The sequence below is a fragment of the Jeotgalicoccus aerolatus genome (assembly GCF_014635205.1).
In the GTDB taxonomy this organism is placed as follows: domain Bacteria; phylum Bacillota; class Bacilli; order Staphylococcales; family Salinicoccaceae; genus Jeotgalicoccus; species Jeotgalicoccus aerolatus.
Map to the genome: position 1 here is coordinate 265,010 of NZ_BMCN01000002.1, position 18,913 is coordinate 283,922.

The window sequence follows — 18,913 nt, forward strand, 5'->3', positions numbered from 1 at the left end:
ATAATAAAGATAGAGATAAGAAGAGAAAAAAATAAAGGAGGCGTACATGATGAGTAATGTAACAATGCAATTAGAAACATTGAGCTGTCCGACATGTATTAAAAAAATTGAAGGTGCACTGCTAAAAACTGCAGGTGTTGAATCGGCTAAACTAATGTTTAATGCAAGTAAAGCAAAAGCAGAATACGATCCTGAAAAGGTAACTGCAGATGAATTAAAAGGAGTCGTAGAGAAGTTAGGTTACGAAGTACTCAAAGTTAAAGAAGCATAATTTATTAAAAGCCGAAGTTCATTTTATGAACCCGGCTTTTATTTATGAGAAATTATGGTATCTTAAGTAACAATACAGTGATATGGAGGATTACAATGACAGCATCATTACCAAATTGTCCGAGCTGCAATTCAGAATATACATATGAAGATGGATCTCTGTTAGTCTGTCCGATGTGCGCACATGAGTGGACACGTGAGTCTGCAGAAGCAGAGGCACTGGCAGCACTTGTAAAAGATTCTAACGGAAATGTTCTAAATGACGGCGATAATGTAACAGTGATTAAAGATTTAAAAATTAAAGGTTCTTCCAACGTTATTAAGCAGGGAACAAAAGTGAAAGGTATTAGACTAGTTGATCCTGAAGATGGCCATGATATCGACTGCAAAATACCGGGAATTGGTCAGATGAGTTTGAAGTCGGAATTTGTGAAAAAGATAGATTAACGGAAAATGCGTTCAGATATTCATTGATATCTGAACGCATTTTTTTTATTTTGATAAACCTTCGCTGTATATTTCCAGCAGGTATTCAAGTGTCGTTGGATCACTGTAGCTCGTTGCAGCAGTATCAATTTCAATGACATTGCCGTTTTGAACAGCAGGAATTGATTGCCATACATCACTTTCTGTAAATGACATATCTGTGTCTTCACCGCGGCTTAAAATAATATAATCACCGGCGTACTCTGCTAATACTTCTTGTGATAACTCATAATAGCCATCTTCTGAAACTGCTTCTTCAACTTTTTTTGGCATTTTTAAATCCATCGCCTGATACAAAATCTCAGTGCCTCGGCCCCAGGCATCTCCGAATACATAAAATCCCTTACCGTCTGTTTCAATTACAGAAACGGTCGTATCATCACCGTGCTGTTTTTTAATATTACTGCCGATATCCGCTGCTCTTGTTTCGAAGTCATCTGCCCATTCGCGCGCTTCTTCTTCCTGACCGACAAGTTTCCCAATTTCAATCTGCTGTTCTAAATAGTTTAGTTTCCCCCATGTAAAGGTCACTGTTGGTGCTATTTTTTTAAGTTCGTCCAGATTTTCCATATTAGCTCCGGCGATTATTAAATCAGGATTCTCAGCTAAAATACTTTCAGGTTCAGCTTCTGTGATTTGAGGAGTATCTGATAAATCTTCTTCAAACAGCGGGTTATTTTTAGACCACTGATCCACACCTGCCATGTCCACACCCAATGAGTGCAAATTAGGACCATAGGTTAATGCTGCAATACGCTGTGGATTTTCAGGGATTTCTACATCTCCAAATTCTGATTCGTATGTAACAGTGTCGCCGGATTCTGAGTTGTTTTTCTGTGTCTCGTCAAAACCGCATGCCCCAAGTGCTGCTGTGATTAGTAGTAAAAGTGTAATACTGAACAATCTTTTCATAATTCTTTCTCTCCCTTTATAATTGATAACCATTCTCAATGAGTATTTATAATGTAATCCGGCTGACTGAACGGCCGGATTAGAATTACTGAAAGCTAATCATTTAATTTTGCTAGCAGGTATAAGAAGTACGGTGCACCAATGACTGCAACAATGATGCCGGTTGGAATTTCCGCCGGCTGCAGAATGACACGGGCCAATGTATCTGCAGTGAGTACCAGGACAGCGCCTACAAGCGCACATATAGGAATAACGTATTTATGTTTGCTGCCGACGAGCTGTCTCGTCATATGAGGAGCGATTAAGCCGACAAATCCGATGCCGCCGCTGACTGAAACACTTGCAGCGGCGAGACCGACGGCGGCGGCAAGCAGTATACGCCGTTCTTTCTCAAGATTCATGCCGAGACTGACCGCGGTATGGTCGCCGAGATTTAAAACATCCAGGACTCTCGATTTCATATAGACAAATGGAATCAATACGACCAGCCAAGGTAATAAAGCCAATACGAAATTCCAGTTTGAGCCCCAGATACTGCCGGCAAGCCAAGTAGCAACAAAGTCGTACACTTTTGGATCCAGTTTTAATGTCAATACGATCATTAAAGCGCTGATTCCGGCAGCGACAGCGACCCCGACAAGTATTAAGCGAATCGGAGAGACGCCTTCATCTTTTTTGTATGAAAAGATGTAAATAATAGCTGCTGTTATACCTGCACCAGCAAATGCCAGAAGCGGCATTAGGAAAACAGAGTTGCCGAGTTCAGTAGAAAAATACGTCACGAACAGCATAACAGCTAGTCCTGCGCCTGCATTGATCCCGATAATTCCTGGATCTGCCAGAGGGTTTTTAACAATACCCTGCAGCACAGCACCAGACACAGCGAGGCCCATACCAATTAAGACGGCGATAGTGATTCTCGGCAGTCTGAATTCGAACAAGAGCAACTCATCGCGGGGATCACCGCCGCCGAAAATTGTCTTAACAACTGTAACCGGGTCAATTCGTATCAGTCCTGTGTTTAAACTGATCATTAACATAACAAGCAAAAGGACAATAAGGATAATGGCGATTGCAACAGCACGACGCTGTTTTTTTAAGACGCCTTCAGGTTTAAACTGATTCATATCTCCTTACCTCCTTTACGTGCCAGGTATAAAAAGAAAGGAACGCCGATTAATGAGATCAGTGCACCAATCGGTATTTCAAATGGTGCGTTTAAAGTGCGGGCGGCTAAATCTGCGGCAACGACCAGAATAGCTCCGACGACAGCACTGACTGGTATAATCCATCGGTAATCGTAACCGACAAGCCGTCTGGTTAAGTGGGGCACAATCAGTCCAATAAAACTGACAGCACCGACAACGGATACTGCAAGGCCAGCCAGTACGACAATCACCCCGGCACTAATCAGTTTTGTTCTTACAGTGCGTTCACCGAGGCTGACGGCGACTTCTTCACCCAGGCTTAGGATGGTAATGGATTTAGATATTCGTATGGCTATAAATAACATCACAATAACGATAGGCGTTATGACTGCGAGATGGCTCCAGCGCGTGCCGGAAACCCCGCCTGCATACCAGAACGCCATATCTTGACCCACATTAAAATAAAGTGCGATACCTTCAGCAAGCGCTGTTAATAACGCCGTTACAGCAGCACCGGCCAGCACCAGACGTATAGGTGTTAAGCCATTTCTGCTCATCGAGCCGATACCGTAGACAATACCTGCACCCAATGCTGCACCGAAAAATGACAGCAGGACAACATAGACATAAGGCAGGCCGGGAAAGAAACTGAAACTGATAGCGAGCATCATTACAGCCCCTGCATTTAAACCGAGTAAGCCGGAATCGGCCAGGGGATTTCTAGTCATCCCCTGCATCAATGCCCCGGCTACACTGAAAGCAGCACCGACTATGGCAGCGCCGATAATTCTTGGAAATCTTAACTCCCATATTATCTGGTGCTGGGTAAGTGATTCGTTAAAATTAAACAAGGCATTCCATATCGTCGATAAATTTATATCTGCAGCACCGAGAGAAATAGAAGCGGCGAATGCAAATAAAAGAAATATCAGCCCGCCTGTAATAATAAGAGTTCCGCGGACTGGTTTTGCAGTATTTTTCACTGCTTTAACTTGTTCTTTTTCAGATAGTGATGAATTAAATTTACTCATGATTATTATCCCTGCTGCTTAAATGATAAGAAGTGAAAATCGGATGTCCGCTGTAAGGACATTTCTGAATATCAGCTTCGATATTAAACAGGGTTCTTAAGTTGTCATGAGTCATTACATCATCAGGTGATCCCTCAGTAATCAGATTGCCGTCTTTCATCGCTATCATATAGTCAGAAAAGCGGGAAGCATGATTTAAATCGTGCAGCACCATAATAATGGTGCGATGTTCTTCAATATTCAGTTTTTGAAGAAGGAGCAATATATCGAGCTGATGTGCGAGATCGAGATAAGTCGTCGGTTCATCCAGTACAAGAGTCTCTGTACCTTGTGCGAGAGACATAGCAATCCATACGCGCTGGCGCTGGCCGCCTGACATGTCACTAATTTGACGGTCTGCAAATTCTTCCAGGCCAGTTACTTCAATTGCCCAGTTAATATACTGATAGTCTTCTTTGCTGAGAGAGCCTAAGGCTTTTCTATATGGGAATCGTCCGTAGGATACTAATTCAAATACAGACAGTCCGCCCGGGGATTCTGCTGTTTGGGGCAGTATCGCCATCTGTTTGGCAATTTCTCTCGTATCAATTGTATTTATGGCTTTGCCGTCAAGAAGTATGGTGCCTGACTCAGCTTTTAAAATACGGGAAACTGTCTTTATCAAAGTCGATTTACCGCAGCCGTTCGGGCCAATAATAGTAGTAATCTTATTTTTCGGTATCGATACGCTCAAGTCATTGATAACTGAACGGTTCTGATAACCGGCTGCGACATTATTTATTTCAAGTGCGTTCAACACTGTCACCTCTCATCTATGATTCTTAAGATAATTGAGAATCATTATCACTCTAAAAAGTTTATGCCAATAAGGTATCAATGTCAATTAAATTTATAGGCAATAGATAGATTTGCAGATTTTACTGTGTGTCGGCATGTTTATTTACTTTGGGATGGATAAACTGATAATCATTAATATTTTTGGAATCAATAACCCGCTCTGTTACCTCATATGGTTCTGTCAAATTCATCTCTGTAATATTAAATGAACCATCATCATTTACAGACTCTATATAAGCAACATGGCCAATTTCACCGCGGTCAGTTTGCATCAAAGCACCGTCTTCAGGACTATTATTTACAGTGTAGCCATCCCTTTTTGCACGATCTGCCCAAAATTCTGCGTCGCCCCATGAACGTTCAATCATCATGCCGTCTGCTTTGACTTTATCGAATACATAAAATGTACATTCCCCGTCATCGTAAGTATTGTTTTCCATTGGATCAGGTGTCAGGAGAATTGTCAGTTCTTCTATAATGCCATTATCAGTTTTGCTGTCTGCGTAAATTAAACCGAATAAAGCAGCGGCAGCGATGACAATGATTATTAAAATACGTTTCATATGTATTCCTTCCTTAAATATAACGCCTGGCGTTATAAAATAACGATATAAGATATAGCAGTGGATGTCAGATGCTGCAATGGGTTTACTGAACTTGTGTTTCACATTTATTTTAAAGGAAATAGAGAGAAGTATAAAGTTTAAGGAAGGAGAATAATCCATGAACGAAAAATGGTCAGCTCAATTGCCTCTCGAATATATTAAGAATATAACGCCTGTCAGCGGCGGCGATGTCAATGAGGCCTATCGTATTGAAACGGAAAATGGTATATATTTTCTCCTAGTGCAGCCGAATAGAGAAGCGGATTTCTATGCTGCAGAAATTTCAGGACTGAAAGATTTTGAACTGGCGGGGATTACCGCACCGCGAGTGATAGATTATGGTCAAATTTCAGGCGATGCTTATCTGCTGCTTGATTTTCTTGAAGAAGGGCGAGGCAGTCAGAAGGACCTTGGTGTAATGGTGGCACAACTTCACATGACATATCAGAAAGATGGCAAGTACGGTTATCATTTAGCATATGAAGGCAGTGATATTACATTCAGCAACGGCTGGATGGATACCTGGAGCGAAGTATTTATAGATCAGCGTTTGACTCATCTTTATAAAGAGATTAATAAACAAAGTCTATGGAGTAATAAGGATGACGAGAGATTTTTAGAAGTACTCGAAATAATTAAAGAAGAACTGAAAACTCATCAGAGTAAACCGTCGCTTTTGCATGGTGACCTGTGGGCTGGGAATTACATGTTTCTTAATGACGGCAGTCCTGCATTGTTCGATCCATCACCTTTGTATGGAGACAGAGAGTTTGATCTCGGTGCAACACAAGTATTCGGCGGCTTCGGTACTGATTTTTACGAGGCCTACGATGCAGCATACCCGCTAGAGGAAGGTGCAGCTTTCCGAATAGAATTTTATAAACTGTATTTACTGCTTGTACATCTTGTTAAGTTTGGAAAGATGTATCTTGGCAGCGTAAATAGTACAATGGAGAAAATTATAAATAAGAAATAGGAGAGTTTTATGGCAGAGAATGTATTCAACAAAATGGCACAGCGATACGATAACGAAGAGAGAGTGGAGCTGGCAAATACAATTGCACGCGGCATAGGGCAGTATTTACCTCAGTCTGCTGAAAAAACACTGCTGGATTATGGTGCAGGCACAGGACTGGTTGGATTACAGTTTAAAGATAATTTTAAGCATTTAATATTCAGTGATTTGTCTGAAAATATGATGGAAGTCGTAGATGAGAAAATTCAGGCAGGTGATATCAAACATGCTGAAACGCGGAGTATTGAAAATCTGAAAGAAAATGAAGCAGATGTCATCATCGTTTCGCTCGTTATGATTCATGTTCCTGAATACAAAGCGCTGATAAAAGAATTGTACAGTTTATTGAGCCCGTCGGGTCAGCTGATTATAGCCGATTTTGATAAAAATGATGCAGTCTATCATGAGAAAGTGCACAACGGCTTTACGCATGAAGAGATGAATACGGCAATAATCGAGGCCGGTTTTAAAAGTGCAGAAATTAAAACATTTTATGACGGGAAAAATATATTTATGAACAAAGATGCTTCAATGTTCATCGCCTCAGCTTTAAAATAACTTAAAAGGAAAAAGATATATATGGAATTTATTCTGCTCGCAGTTATCGGTTTGATTGCAGCAATTGTCGGGTCGCTGATTGGACTCGGAGGCGGTATTGTCATCGTCCCGGTACTTATCTTTTTAGGGACGGAACTTGGCTTGCTGGATGGAATTACGCCTCAAATTGCTGTTGGCACGTCCAGCCTGGTACTGGTGTTTATCGGATTATCATCTGTGATTTCATACAACAAAAATAAACAGGTCGATTGGAAGAACGGTAAATACTTACTGCTGGGTATTATTCCGGGTGCTATGCTCGGATCCTATACAAGCAGTCTGTTTACAGTCGACAGTTTAAAATTGTATTTCGGGCTCTTTATTATATTGGTCAGTTTTATATTGCTTGTACGAGATAAAATCAAGCCGCTTAAAATATTTCAAAATGATAAATATATGAGACCGCACACTGACGCAGCAGGGCAGGAACATTATTACGGTTTCCCGCCATACATAGGCGTTATTGGGAGTCTGCTGGCAGGCTTTTTAGCAGGTCTCTTTGGAGTAGGCGGCGGTGCACTGATGACACCAATGATGATTATTTTATTCTTAATGCCGCCATCTATTGCAGTTGGCACCAGTATGTTTTTAGTGCTCTTTGGCAGCATTTCGTCAGCAGCCGGCCACCTTTTTCAAGGGAATATTCACTTCCTGTACGCACTCGTTCTGATACCGGCAGCTTATATCGGCGCCAAGCTCGGAGTCAGGCTGAACAGAAAACTAGAATCAGATACTGTTATTTTTATTTTAAGGATGGTTTTACTCCTTCTCGGCGTATATATGATTATTGACAGCCTGTAAATTATGATAAAATAAAAGAAAAAATGAAATGGAATTGAATATATGTTTAATTGGAAAAATGTGCCCAAAGGCTTTCTAATGGGAATCGTTGAATTAGTACCGGGAGTCAGCAGCGGTACGATGGCGTTACTCTTAGGAATATACGATCAGTTTCTCGGTGCAATCAGCCGGATAGTATCTAAGTACTACAAACAGGCGATTGCCTTTTTACTGCCGCTGGTTATCGGTATGGCCATCGCTATTTTAACGATGTCTTCAGTACTCGATTACTTTTTACAAAATCACACTGTGCCGACGCATTGGTTTTTCATGGGGATGGTTCTCGGTGTGATACCAATGATGTTTAGAATTTCAAATGTAAAAGTGGAATTTAGTGCAGCGCACTATATTTTAATTATTTTAGGTATCGTTTTATTATTTGTGATGTCTCTGTTTAATGGCGAGGCGCCGCCGGCAGAAAGTGCAGGCATGGCGGTTGGGGATTTATTTAAATACTTCCTTACCGGCATACTCGCTGCATCAATGATGCTGCTGCCCGGAATATCCGGCTCGCTGGTTATGCTAATACTCGGTGTTTATCCGATCGTCATCTACGCGATAAACGAATTTACTTCATTAAATTTCGAAGTATTGCCGATTTTGATTTCTGTAGGTTTAGGTATTGTGATCGGAGTGCTGGGAGCCAGCAGGATCATTTCATATCTTCTTAAAAACTATACTTATCTCACATATGCAGGCATCATTGGCCTGTTGTTCGGATCGATGTTTGCAATTTATCCCGGTCTCCCTGAAGGTGTGACGGGCTGGCTGATTTCAATCGTCATTTTCGTCATTGGTTTTAGTATTAGTTATCTTTTCGGCAAAGAACAAAATAAGAGCGGCACTCCATAATAATGGAGTGTCTTTTTTTAAAAGAATAATTTAGGAAGAGTTAATTTATTATTTAGGATAATCTAAAAAAATATTTCATCCAATATAAAGTTTTATAAATAGGCAAAAGCAGTTGATAATTTGACGAAAGCAGTGCATAATTAATCTCCATTAATTTTTAGGAGCTGTCATGATGGGTAATATAAATAATTTGAAACTTGCCCAAAGAGGCGCATATTTAAGTATCTTCACCTATATTATTCTAGCTGTACTGAAATATTATTTCGGTGTAGAGTATGATTCTGCGGCAGTTCGTGCCGATGCATTGAATAATATGACCGATATTTTTGCATCTCTGGCAGTTCTGATCGGTTTAAAAATATCGATACGGCCGCCGGATGACAACCATCCGTACGGGCATTTGAAATCTGAAAATATTGCATCTCTGGTCGTTTCATTTATTATTATTTTTGTCGGACTTCAAGTTTTAATGGAAAACGTCCCGGCCGTTTTCTCTCCAGCAGAACAAGCACCAAACCCTGTCGTTATATATGTAAGTATTTTTAGCGGTCTCGTGATGCTTGCAGTCTTTTTTATTAATAGAAAGCTTGCTGAAAAAACAAAGAGCACATCTTTAAAGTCGGCATCGATGGATAATTTTTCAGACAGTATGATTAGCCTTGGAACAGCAGCCGGTTTAATTTTAACCCAGCTGGGATTGCCGATTGCCGATGTTATCATTGCTTCGATACTTGGACTCTTGATTATGTATACCGGTTTAAAAATATTGAAAGACGCAGTATTTGCCTTGAGTGACGGCTATAACGATGCTGATTTAATTGAACATAAGGAAGATGTCTTGGAAGTGAACGGGGTCCTCGATGTTAAATCGATTAAGGGCCGCTATCACGGCAGCAGTATATTTTTAGATGTGACAATTATTGTTGATCCTGATATTTCAATCACTGATGCACATATGATCTGTGACCGTGTGGAAGAACATATGCATGATAAAGGAATTATGTCGCTCTATGTACATCCTGAACCAAAATTACATGAGTAAAATATAAAAATCCCTGTGTTTGTCCTTAAGGATAAACACAGGGATTTATTTTTATGCTTCTGCAAAGATAACATCTTTATATTTCTCGGGAAATTCATCAAATCGTTTCGCTACGAATGGACACTCACCCACTAATTTCTTATTGTTTTCCCGGGCATAGTCAGCGGCTGCATCGAGCAGCACGTCACCGAGACCTTGTCCGCGCAAGTCTTTATTGACGACGACGCTGTCAATGACAAGTTTGTTCATATCATCGGGAAGATACGTTAGTTCACCATCCGGGTTTTGCGGGTCATCACCAAAATAAAATTTATTCGTTCCATGTTTGATATCCACTATAACGGCACCTCCATAATTATATGTAGTACTCCTATACCCTTAAAATAAAAGAACACACATTACAGCAGATTATAGTTTTCAATCGTTTTAACAAGCTCTTCCAGATAAAGTTTAGCTACCCTGCTGAGCTGGGTTTTGTTATTGGTAATCCAGCCGACTTTAATTTCATCGTCCACATCCAGCGGCACCGGAATAATATCCGTACCGTTTAATTCTGCACTCAAAATACCACTCGAAATAGTATAGCCATTTAAACCAATCATACAATTAAATATCGTTGCCCTGTCGCTGACCAGTATATTTTTAGGGCTGGTCAGCGTACTGAGTATTTCTTCTGAAAAGTAAAATGAACTGTGCTCACCCTGATCAAAGGATAATCTTGGATATGGTGCAAGGTCATCTAAAGTAACTTTAGCTTTTTTAGCGAGCGGATTCGTTTTACTTATAAATACGTGAGGTTTAGCAGTAAACAGCAGTTCAAATGTTAAATGACTTTCTTTTAACAGCTGAGTCAGAATTTTTTCATTAAATTTATTCATATAGAGCACACCGATTTCACTCTTTAAGTTTTTAACATCATCGATAATTTCATATGTGCGGGTTTCACGAAGTGAAAACTGATACTTATCTCCGCCGTGGTGTTCAATCATTCTGACCATGGCATCGACAGAAAATGAGTAGTGCTGTGTGGACACTGACAACAGCTGTTCCTGATAGGGTGTGTCTAAATATTTATTTTCAAGCAGTTCCACCTGTTCGGTAATCTGTCTGGCGTAGCTGAGAAACTCTGCGCCGTCCGGACTCAAAACAATGCCTGTCGAGGTGCGCTGTAAAATTGTAATACCCATTTCCTTTTCAAGTTCTTTTATCGCCTTAGATAAAGTCGGCTGAGAGATATAGAGTTTTTTTGCTGCTTCATTAATAGAACCGCTGTTAACGACAGCAATTAAATATTTGAGCTGTTGCAGAGACATAATTTCCTCCTTTGTTATAGTCAAAAGTTATAACGAGACATGAATTTAATCAGTTAGTCTATAGCATACCGCCATGATAATATTTATACAATCATTAAAAAGAGATGGAGTGGCAAAAAATATGACTAAAGAAGTATACAGAGCAGATCACGTCGGCAGCTTGTTGAGACCGGCAGCACTAAAAGAAGCACGCAAACAATTTGAAAATGGTGAAATTAAGATAGAAGAATTAAGAAACGTTGAAGATGAATCAATTGCTAAAGCTGTGAAAAAGCAAAAAGAAGCAGGTTTAAAAGCGGTCACTGACGGCGAATACCGCAGAGCATGGTGGCATTTCGATTTTCTGGAAGGCCTCGGCGGCGTAGAAGGTTTTGACTCTGGCGGCGGTATTGCCTTTAAAGAACGTCAGACTAAATCCCGCGCGATTAAAGTGACCGGGAAAGTGCATTTCGACGGACACAGAGAAATTGAATTCTTTAAATATCTTCAGTCTCAAGCAGGTGATACAACAGCTAAATATGCAATTCCAAGTCCAAGTATGCTGCACTTCAGAGGAGAGATAGATAAGAATGTCTATCCTGATGAGGAAGATTTCTTTAACGATTTGGCAGCGGCTTATAAAAACGTTCTGAAAAGTTTCTATGAAGCCGGCTGCCGTTATCTTCAGCTGGATGACACGTCATGGGGTTACTTTTGCTCAGAAGAAGAAAGACAAAAGCTGATAGATAAAGGCCAAGATCCTGAATACTTAAAAGGAAAATATTTACAAGTACTGAATGAAGCAGTGTCAGACCGTCCGGCTGATTTTAAAATTACCATGCATATTTGCCGTGGGAATTTCCGTTCAACATGGATATCTTCAGGCGGCTATGAACCTGTTGCAGAAATTTTGTTTGGGCGTTTAAATATTGACGGATTTTTCCTGGAATATGACAGTGATCGTGCAGGCGGCTTTGAACCATTACGCCACGTTAACCGCAAAGACTTAACGATCGTACTCGGACTCGTCACTTCTAAGAGCGGTGAATTGGAAAATAAAGAAGATATTAAAGCGCGTATCCATGAAGCGGCTCAATATGTACCGCTGGATCAGCTTGCACTGAGCCCGCAATGCGGCTTCGCTTCGACTGAGGAAGGGAACGTCTTAACAGAAGAAGACCAGTGGAGAAAACTAAAATATGTTGCAGAAATAGCAGCAGAAGTCTGGCACTAGAAAGGGGCAAGAGAATGGCGAATATCAACCCGGAAACGGTTATAGCAAATAGTAAATTCAACACATTTCATATGCTCGTATTTATATGGTGTTTTATAGCAATAGCAGCGGATGGTTTCGATATCGCAGTATACGGGCTGGCACTGCCGGAGATGATGAATGATTTTAATATTACTCCGGCAGCAGCAGGCGCTATCGGCAGTTATGCAATGATGGGCATGATGGCTGGCACATTTATATTGGGTACACTGACAGATGTCATCGGACGTAAAAGAGTACTTGCCCTGTGTCTTGTCATCATCGGTCTGTTTAATTTTTTAGCAGGCTTCGCTCAAAATGAAACGATTTTTATCATTTTTAGATTTATTGCATCTGTGGGAATGGGGGGCTTAATGCCTGCAGTCATTTCACTGATGACGGAATATTCTCCGCGTAAAAACAGGGCAATGACCGTTGCTTTAATGTACTGCGGCTATTCTATCGGCTCAATCATTGCTTCACTTTTTGGAATTTACTGTTTAGAGCATTTAAGCTGGAGACTGTTTTTCTGGGTCAGTATATTTACTGTTGTGATTACGCCATTCTTCTTAAAGCAATTTCCTGAATCGGTGGTCTTTCATATAAGAAGAGGCAACAAAGCAAAAATTGCGGAAATTTTAAACAAAGTCACTCAAACGAATCAGTATAGTGAATGGGATAATTATGAAATTACGGCTGGGACGACAAACAGCAGTTCAGGAATTTCTTTTAACAAAATTTTTAATAATAATAAAGGCTTGTCGACAGTCATGTTTTGGATAGCAGTCATCTGCTGTCTAATGATGATTGCCGGGCTTGGCACTTGGCTGCCGAACATTATGCAGGAGTCAGGGTACGGCGTATCTTCCGCTATGATATTCACAATCACACTGGCTCTCGGGCAAATGGCAGGGTCACTTGCAGGAGGCTATATGGTGGATAAAATCGGCCACCGCAATGTCTTATTATCGCTGCTCAGTATCGGGGGAATCACTTTTGTCCTGCTCAGCATAACGGGCAGCACGGCGCTCTTATTTATACTGATCGCTGTTGCGGGAGCGTGTACAGCTGGTTCTCAAAACCTGATTAATCCGTATATTACAATGTTCTACCCGCCGGATATACGAGGTGCAGGATTGAGTTTGGCCGTCGGTATGGGCAGAATAGGGTCAATCACTGGTCCGCTGCTTATCGGCTTGGTATTGATGACGAATGTACCGCCGCAGCTCTCATTTTTAGGGTTTGCCTTACCGTGTGCAATTGCATTTTGTGCACTTCTCTTTGTACAGGAGAAACATGGAACAGAGGTTCAAAAAAGACAGTTTAAGAAGAAATCAGAAGCTTTGGCATCTTAAAATTACTCAGGCGTGAATCTTACACCGATTCACGCCTCTTTTCTATGTTTTTAAGATATTGTCAAAAAACATTCAAAAATTTGTGAAAAAATTAACAATATAAGGAGATTTCATTGAGAAAAGAGCATTAATATTAGATAATGAAATAAATACAACAAATAGGGAGTGTAAGAATGGTTAACAAAGAAGAAATTGAAATTATTCACAGTACAGTACCGATTCTACAAGATAAAGGTGTGGAAATTACTTCTAAGTTCTATAAGAGAATGTTTGAAAACCACCCGGAACTTCGCAATATGTTTAATCAGCCTAACCATAAACAGGGTCTGCAGTCTACAGCACTGGCAACAGCAGTATTGGCTGCTGCACAGCATATTGAAGATCTGACACCAATTGTTCCTGTTGTGATTCCAATTGCTCATAAGCACTGCGGACTTGAAGTGAAACCGGAACATTACCCAATTGTCGGTGAGAATCTGCTTGCTGCAATTATGGAAGTCACAGGTCTGGAAGCAGATGATCCGATTATTGAAACTTGGGGTAAAGCTTACGGGGAAATTGCTGATGCCTTTATCGGCATTGAAAAAGATATCTATGCGAACTTGGCGTGGGAAGGATTCAAACCATTTGAAGTTCTGGCTGTACGTGAAGAAACAGATATCATTAAATCATTTACAGTTAAATCTGATGAAGTGAAAAATATCGATTACTCGCCTGGTCAATACATCACAGTGGATGTTCAGGTGCCTGATCTGCCATACAGAGCAAAACGCCATTATTCAATCGTTGATGTTCAGGACGATAAGTTAACATTTGCAGTCAGAAAAGAAGAGTTAGATGGCAATCGCGGGGAAGTTTCAACATACCTGCATGAACAAATCAACGAAGGCAGCACGATTAATCTGTCTGCTCCAGTCGGTGTATTCGGACTGGAAAATACTGATAAACCACAGTTATTCATCGGTTCAGGTATCGGTGTAACGCCGTTATTCCCAATGTACAGAACGGCAGCAGAAACGGGTGCAGATGCGCAGTTTATCCAAGTATCAGACGATGCTGACCGCGTTGCATTTGAAGTTGAACTTAAAAATATCGCAGCAGCTGATAATGCAGAACTTCACACACATCTTAGAGATGAAGAAGGCTATCTGATGAGTGAAGAAGTTCAAAAATTCCTGAAAGACGAGCAGGAGATTTATGTTTGCGGCGGCGTCACATTCATCCAGTCTATCGTTAAAGAGCTCGGAAAAGCTGGCGTCGATAAAGGACGTATTCACTATGAAATCTTCATTCCGCGCTTAAGCCTTGCAGTCTAAATAATTTAAAAAAACTCCCATTCTAAAATGAATGGGAGTTTTTTTAATGGTGACTGTGTGTCTGCATGCTGTCGTCATTACTAAATTCCTGAATAAATACTTCTTCAAACATATCGAGAGAACCGACTGTAAAATATTTAGTCGGCAGTGCGTCGATCGTGTCATTTTTAACATGTGCCTTGATTAAATAGAGACCTTCTCTCGGAATGTCCAGCTCAGCAGTGTATGCACCGTCTCCCTCATGGGAGACATCATATTCTTCACTCCATACTTCAGCATCTTTAGCAGCCCACATTGTTAATGTAATATCAGCATCATCTACCGGTTCGCCGTCTTGGAGAATATGCATTGTCAACATTTCAGAAGGACTGACACCGGTAATGTTTTCAGTATCCATAATGATATTAGTTTGCGGAATATCGTTGTATTTATCGTGTGTGCTTCTATCCACCATGCTGCAGCCTGACAGCAGTAAGAAGGACAAGACAATATAAAAATATTTATACATAAGATGCCTCCTTAATAGTTCAGCCAGCGGCGTAGTGTTTTGTTTTTTCTAATAATCAGCCGGTCTGTCAAAAAGAGAATAATCAGCGACAGTCCGACGAGCGGAAAGATGATTCCAAAGCCAATCATTACTGCCAGTAAGCCTTTGTATTCAAAAATACTCTTCGCTTTCGGTGCACCGACAGATCCTTCAGGCTTACGTTTATACCACATATATACGCCGGTAATGACCATGCCGATCAGGCCGATACAAATGATCACACCGATAATCTGATTGATTAGACCGAATTCCAGTCCCTTATGGATAGTAATGGCCAGTGCCATGATTTTGCCGAGCGGGCCGTAATTATCGTAACGGTAATCGGCGATGACAGAGCCTGTATACTGGTCGATATGTATCGTCGCTTCATCTTGTGCTTTTGGCGGGAAGACAGACAGTGTGAAGACGCCTTCCGGCGAAGCGGGATAAAATATATCATAAGATGGGTGGACTCCGGTCTGTTCAGCCATTTTAACGACTTCATCGATAGTAATTTGTCTGAATCCTGACGACGGATCTGAGTCAGCTACAGGCATCTGCTCAGCAGCCCAGGAAACATCGGCAACATCTTCTGCAACCGTAGTGGATTCCGGTGCTGGCCCCACCCAGATGGACGGCGGATAGCCTGCGCCGGAAGCGGTGGTCAGCTGCTGGACTCCATTGCCCCAAAAACCGGTCCAGAGCATGCCTGACAAGAGGAAGAATAAGAGGCCGCCTGATATCCAAAAAGCAGGTACGGCATGGAAATCACGCTGTCTAATACGGCCTCGTTTGTTAAAGCGTATAGTCACTGCCCCTTTAATTTTCTCTGTTGCTTTTGGAAACCATAAAAATAAGCCGGAAATCAGCATTATAATTGTCCAGCAGGCAACGAGTTCGACGATGCGGTCACCGAAAGTGCCCGCCAACAGCTCGCTGTGGAGTGCGGCTAATATTTCCATGGGACGCGTGCTGTCATTAATAATACCGAGAACTTCCCTGGTAAACGGGTTAACAAAAGCGGTCAGCGATTCACCGTCCTCATCTGTAATACCGACTTCCACTGAACGCGTGTCACTCTCGCCGGGACGGTAGCGGGTAATATCTTCACCGCCGGTTACAGTATTCAAGGCAGTGAAGGCAAGATCGCTCGGCGGCAATTGTTCACCTTCTGCTTCAACGTAATAGTAATCTTTATATATGTATTCCTCTATGTCTGCTCTAAACAGATAAATTGCACCCGTCACTGCAATTATAATCAGAAATGGGGCCAGTATGAGCCCGGCAAACAGGTGCCAGCGCCATATTAAGGGCTGCAGTTGTTTTTTCAATTTTTGAATCCTCCCAGCAAAACTTCATAGTTTGAGTATGGATGACATTCCATTACTTGTACATCCCGGAATGTTAAAAAGTATGCAGATTTGATGATATAATATCAGTATTAAGTCAACAAAAGGAGAACGGTATGGATAGAATATTAGTCGTCGATGATGATCCGAACATCGTAAAATTTGTCGGACTTAATTTAACGGAAGCAGGTTACCGTGTCGTAACGGCCAATGATGGCAGACGCGCATTAGAGTGTTTGAAAGAAACACCATGCGCCTTGGCTGTTGTTGATGTCATGATGCCGTTCATGGACGGACTCGAGCTGACCAAGGTGATTCGGGAAGAATATGATATTCCTGTTATAATTTTAACTGCCAAAAGTCATATAGACGATAAAGCAGACGGCTTTAAAGCCGGCACAGATGACTATCTTGTTAAACCATTTGAACCTAAGGAACTTTTATTTAGAATAGAAGCATTGTTAAGACGGTATAAAGCAGAAGGAGAACATGATTTAATCCGCATCGGCGAAGTCACTATTCATCCCGAGAATTACTCGGTAGATATTCACGGCAAGATATATATGCTGCCTTTAAAAGAGTTTGAGCTGCTGCATCTGCTGGCAGAATATCCTGGCCAGGTCTTTTCCAGGGAGCAGCTGATAGAACAAATTTGGGGTGCATTCTACGAAGGCGACGAACGCACAGTAGATGTTCATATTAAAAGGCTCAGGACACGCTTTACAAAATTGACAGATGCTTTTTCTATTAAAACAGTACGCGGAGTCGGCTATTTTCTGGAGCAGAAATCATGAAATCCCTCTACGTAAAATTTGTTGTGATGACACTTGGAATTATGATTCTGAGTTTCTTTATCGCGTTCGTCGTTTCAAATGCTTATTATCAATACAATTTAAAAGACAGCAACGATGCTAAAAATACAGAAATCGCAACAGAAGTCGCGGCCTTTATCGAAGAAAATCCCGATGTAAGCATAGAAGATTATTCTGCGACAATTGCTGATGCCGGCTATCAAATATATCTGGCTGATGCAGCGGGAAATACTCAATTTTTTGGTGCTGAATTTGGTGAGCTGAACTTAGAAGATGAAGTGACCGGTAATGTGATTGGCGGGGAAGTTTACCATGGTATGGCGAATTTTGAAGCGGAAATATTTGTTACAGGTTTTTTCGCCAATGAATTGAGCAATACAATTGGTGTGCCTGTTGAACATGACGGGACGTCATATGCCTTATTCTTACGCCCGGATATAAATCTGCTGTTTAACGAAATGCACCTTCTATTTGGCTTGTTATTCGCATTGACAGTCTTACTCAGTATTATTCTGGTCTTTATCAGCGCACACTTTTTAATCAAGCCTGTGACTAAACTCAGTGAGGCGACTAAACTGCTTGCTGCCGGTGATTATTCTATTCACGATTTAGATACGAATCGGAAAGATGAGCTGGGTGAATTATCGTCAAACTTTGCCAGCATGTCAAAACAGATTGAATATAACGATAAAATTCAAAAAGATTTTATTTCGAATATATCCCATGATATTCAGTCCCCGCTGTCGAGCATTAAGGGCTATAACAAACTGTTAAATAAGCCCCTCACGCCAGCGGAACGGAATGAATATACTGAGACTGTCGATTTTGAAATAGACCGCCTGTCTACAATGACTAAACAGCTGCTTATTTTATCTTCGATTGATCATGAAGATTATTTACTGAGAAAAGAAACGTATAACTTAAGAGAGCAGCTGGAGCGCTTAATCAAAGTATATGAATGGAAGGTGAATGAAAAAGGCCTGATGCTGTCCCATAAACTGCATGATACTGAAATCAAAGCCGATAAAGCTCTGATGAATACGGTCTGGGATAATCTCTTATCGAATGCAGTAAAATATAATGCCGAAGCCGGCAGCATCGATATTGAAATGACAGAGTATAAGGCACATACGGTTATCGCAATCAGCGATACCGGTGAAGGGATTGACGATACGAGTATCGATAAAATATTCGACAGATTCTACCGCGTAGATACTGCCAGAACGAGTAATGTTGCTGGAACAGGTCTCGGGCTGTCGATAGTTAAAAAAATTATCGATATGCATAACGGCTCAATCAATGTCAGAAGTAATGAAAACGGCACAACAATCACTGTCAGACTGCCATTAGACAGCAGTGAATAAAATATTTCCTCC

Annotated in this window: 21 protein-coding genes; 12 read left to right on the forward strand and 9 right to left on the reverse strand. The window is 41.1% G+C overall.

Annotation, left to right across the window (positions count from 1 at the left end; translation table 11 throughout):
• Positions 1–49 precede the first annotated feature (49 nt).
• Both IEU81_RS07480 and IEU81_RS07485 read left to right on the forward strand, forming a co-directional pair.
• A complete protein-coding gene (locus IEU81_RS07480) occupies positions 50–271 on the forward strand; it encodes a heavy-metal-associated domain-containing protein (protein WP_092595874.1) in 222 nt (73 codons plus the stop codon).
• A 95-nt stretch (positions 272–366) separates the two neighbouring features.
• Positions 367–717, forward strand: a complete 351-nt coding sequence (locus tag IEU81_RS07485) for a zinc ribbon domain-containing protein YjdM (RefSeq protein WP_092595872.1) — start codon at positions 367–369, stop codon at positions 715–717.
• Between the two features lie 45 nt (positions 718–762).
• Here the strand turns inward: IEU81_RS07485 and IEU81_RS07490 are convergent, their stop codons facing one another.
• The 5 genes from IEU81_RS07490 to IEU81_RS07510 form a co-directional block, all read right to left on the reverse strand.
• On the reverse strand, positions 763–1,668 hold the full coding sequence (locus tag IEU81_RS07490; RefSeq protein ID WP_092595870.1) for an ABC transporter substrate-binding protein: 906 nt from the start codon (positions 1,666–1,668) through the stop codon (positions 763–765).
• 95 nt (positions 1,669–1,763) lie between these two features.
• On the reverse strand, positions 1,764–2,795 hold the full coding sequence (locus IEU81_RS07495; RefSeq protein WP_186089483.1) for a FecCD family ABC transporter permease: 1,032 nt from the start codon (positions 2,793–2,795) through the stop codon (positions 1,764–1,766).
• The gene (locus IEU81_RS07500; protein ID WP_186089481.1) at positions 2,792–3,847 is read right to left on the reverse strand and encodes a FecCD family ABC transporter permease; all 1,056 of its coding nucleotides are present in this window, start codon (positions 3,845–3,847) and stop codon (positions 2,792–2,794) included. Before IEU81_RS07500 ends, IEU81_RS07495 begins: the two co-directional genes overlap by 4 nt.
• Entirely contained in the window at positions 3,840–4,643 is an 804-nt protein-coding gene (locus IEU81_RS07505; RefSeq protein ID WP_186089480.1) for an ABC transporter ATP-binding protein, read from the reverse strand. The genes IEU81_RS07500 and IEU81_RS07505 overlap by 8 nt, the downstream gene beginning before the upstream one ends.
• 121 nt (positions 4,644–4,764) lie before the next feature.
• Entirely contained in the window at positions 4,765–5,247 is a 483-nt protein-coding gene (locus IEU81_RS07510; protein WP_186089478.1) for a CHAP domain-containing protein, read from the reverse strand.
• Positions 5,248–5,407: 160 nt separating this feature from the next.
• On the opposite strand from IEU81_RS07510, the gene IEU81_RS07515 reads away from it, so the two are divergent.
• The 5 genes from IEU81_RS07515 to IEU81_RS07535 all read left to right on the forward strand — a co-directional run bounded on the left by IEU81_RS07515 (position 5,408) and on the right by IEU81_RS07535 (position 9,635).
• A complete protein-coding gene (locus IEU81_RS07515; RefSeq protein ID WP_186089476.1) occupies positions 5,408–6,265 on the forward strand; it encodes a fructosamine kinase family protein in 858 nt (285 codons plus the stop codon).
• A 9-nt stretch (positions 6,266–6,274) separates the two neighbouring features.
• On the forward strand, positions 6,275–6,862 hold the full coding sequence (locus IEU81_RS07520; protein WP_186089474.1) for a class I SAM-dependent DNA methyltransferase: 588 nt from the start codon (positions 6,275–6,277) through the stop codon (positions 6,860–6,862).
• A 21-nt stretch (positions 6,863–6,883) separates the two neighbouring features.
• Entirely contained in the window at positions 6,884–7,702 is an 819-nt protein-coding gene (locus tag IEU81_RS07525; RefSeq protein ID WP_186089472.1) for a sulfite exporter TauE/SafE family protein, read from the forward strand.
• A gap of 42 nt (positions 7,703–7,744) precedes the next feature.
• Positions 7,745–8,593: a DUF368 domain-containing protein gene (locus IEU81_RS07530; RefSeq protein WP_231957208.1), complete on the forward strand. Its 849-nt coding sequence runs from the start codon at positions 7,745–7,747 to the stop codon at positions 8,591–8,593.
• Between the two features lie 172 nt (positions 8,594–8,765).
• On the forward strand, positions 8,766–9,635 hold the full coding sequence (locus tag IEU81_RS07535; RefSeq protein WP_092595854.1) for a cation diffusion facilitator family transporter: 870 nt from the start codon (positions 8,766–8,768) through the stop codon (positions 9,633–9,635).
• 51 nt (positions 9,636–9,686) lie between these two features.
• Here IEU81_RS07535 and IEU81_RS07540 read toward each other — a convergent pair whose 3' ends face one another.
• Together IEU81_RS07540 and IEU81_RS07545 are read right to left on the reverse strand one after the other, a co-directional pair.
• Positions 9,687–9,971 carry a GNAT family N-acetyltransferase gene (locus tag IEU81_RS07540; protein WP_176760573.1) on the reverse strand — a complete coding sequence of 95 codons (285 nt, stop codon included), beginning with the start codon at positions 9,969–9,971 and terminating at the stop codon, positions 9,687–9,689.
• Positions 9,972–10,033: 62 nt separating this feature from the next.
• Positions 10,034–10,948, reverse strand: coding sequence for a LysR family transcriptional regulator (locus tag IEU81_RS07545; RefSeq protein ID WP_092595850.1), 915 nt, complete (start codon positions 10,946–10,948; stop codon positions 10,034–10,036).
• A gap of 121 nt (positions 10,949–11,069) precedes the next feature.
• Between IEU81_RS07545 and IEU81_RS07550 the strand changes: the two genes are divergently transcribed.
• The 3 genes from IEU81_RS07550 (at position 11,070) to IEU81_RS07560 (ending at position 14,850) form a co-directional block, all read left to right on the forward strand.
• On the forward strand, positions 11,070–12,161 hold the full coding sequence (locus IEU81_RS07550; RefSeq protein WP_092595848.1) for a 5-methyltetrahydropteroyltriglutamate--homocysteine S-methyltransferase: 1,092 nt from the start codon (positions 11,070–11,072) through the stop codon (positions 12,159–12,161).
• A gap of 14 nt (positions 12,162–12,175) precedes the next feature.
• On the forward strand, positions 12,176–13,534 hold the full coding sequence (locus tag IEU81_RS07555; protein ID WP_186089471.1) for an MFS transporter: 1,359 nt from the start codon (positions 12,176–12,178) through the stop codon (positions 13,532–13,534).
• A gap of 173 nt (positions 13,535–13,707) precedes the next feature.
• Positions 13,708–14,850 carry a globin domain-containing protein gene (locus tag IEU81_RS07560; RefSeq protein ID WP_186089469.1) on the forward strand — a complete coding sequence of 381 codons (1,143 nt, stop codon included), beginning with the start codon at positions 13,708–13,710 and terminating at the stop codon, positions 14,848–14,850.
• Positions 14,851–14,893: 43 nt separating this feature from the next.
• On the opposite strand, the gene IEU81_RS07565 is transcribed toward IEU81_RS07560, so the two are convergent.
• Both IEU81_RS07565 and IEU81_RS07570 read right to left on the reverse strand, forming a co-directional pair.
• The gene (locus IEU81_RS07565; protein WP_186089467.1) at positions 14,894–15,358 is read right to left on the reverse strand and encodes a FixH family protein; all 465 of its coding nucleotides are present in this window, start codon (positions 15,356–15,358) and stop codon (positions 14,894–14,896) included.
• Between the two features lie 11 nt (positions 15,359–15,369).
• Positions 15,370–16,707 carry a PepSY-associated TM helix domain-containing protein gene (locus IEU81_RS07570; RefSeq protein ID WP_231957209.1) on the reverse strand — a complete coding sequence of 446 codons (1,338 nt, stop codon included), beginning with the start codon at positions 16,705–16,707 and terminating at the stop codon, positions 15,370–15,372.
• Positions 16,708–16,841: 134 nt separating this feature from the next.
• On the opposite strand from IEU81_RS07570, the gene IEU81_RS07575 reads away from it, so the two are divergent.
• Both IEU81_RS07575 and IEU81_RS07580 read left to right on the forward strand, forming a co-directional pair.
• Positions 16,842–17,519 carry a response regulator transcription factor gene (locus IEU81_RS07575; protein ID WP_092595838.1) on the forward strand — a complete coding sequence of 226 codons (678 nt, stop codon included), beginning with the start codon at positions 16,842–16,844 and terminating at the stop codon, positions 17,517–17,519.
• Entirely contained in the window at positions 17,516–18,901 is a 1,386-nt protein-coding gene (locus tag IEU81_RS07580; RefSeq protein ID WP_186089465.1) for a sensor histidine kinase, read from the forward strand. The genes IEU81_RS07575 and IEU81_RS07580 overlap by 4 nt, the downstream gene beginning before the upstream one ends.
• Positions 18,902–18,913: the final 12 nt, after the last annotated feature.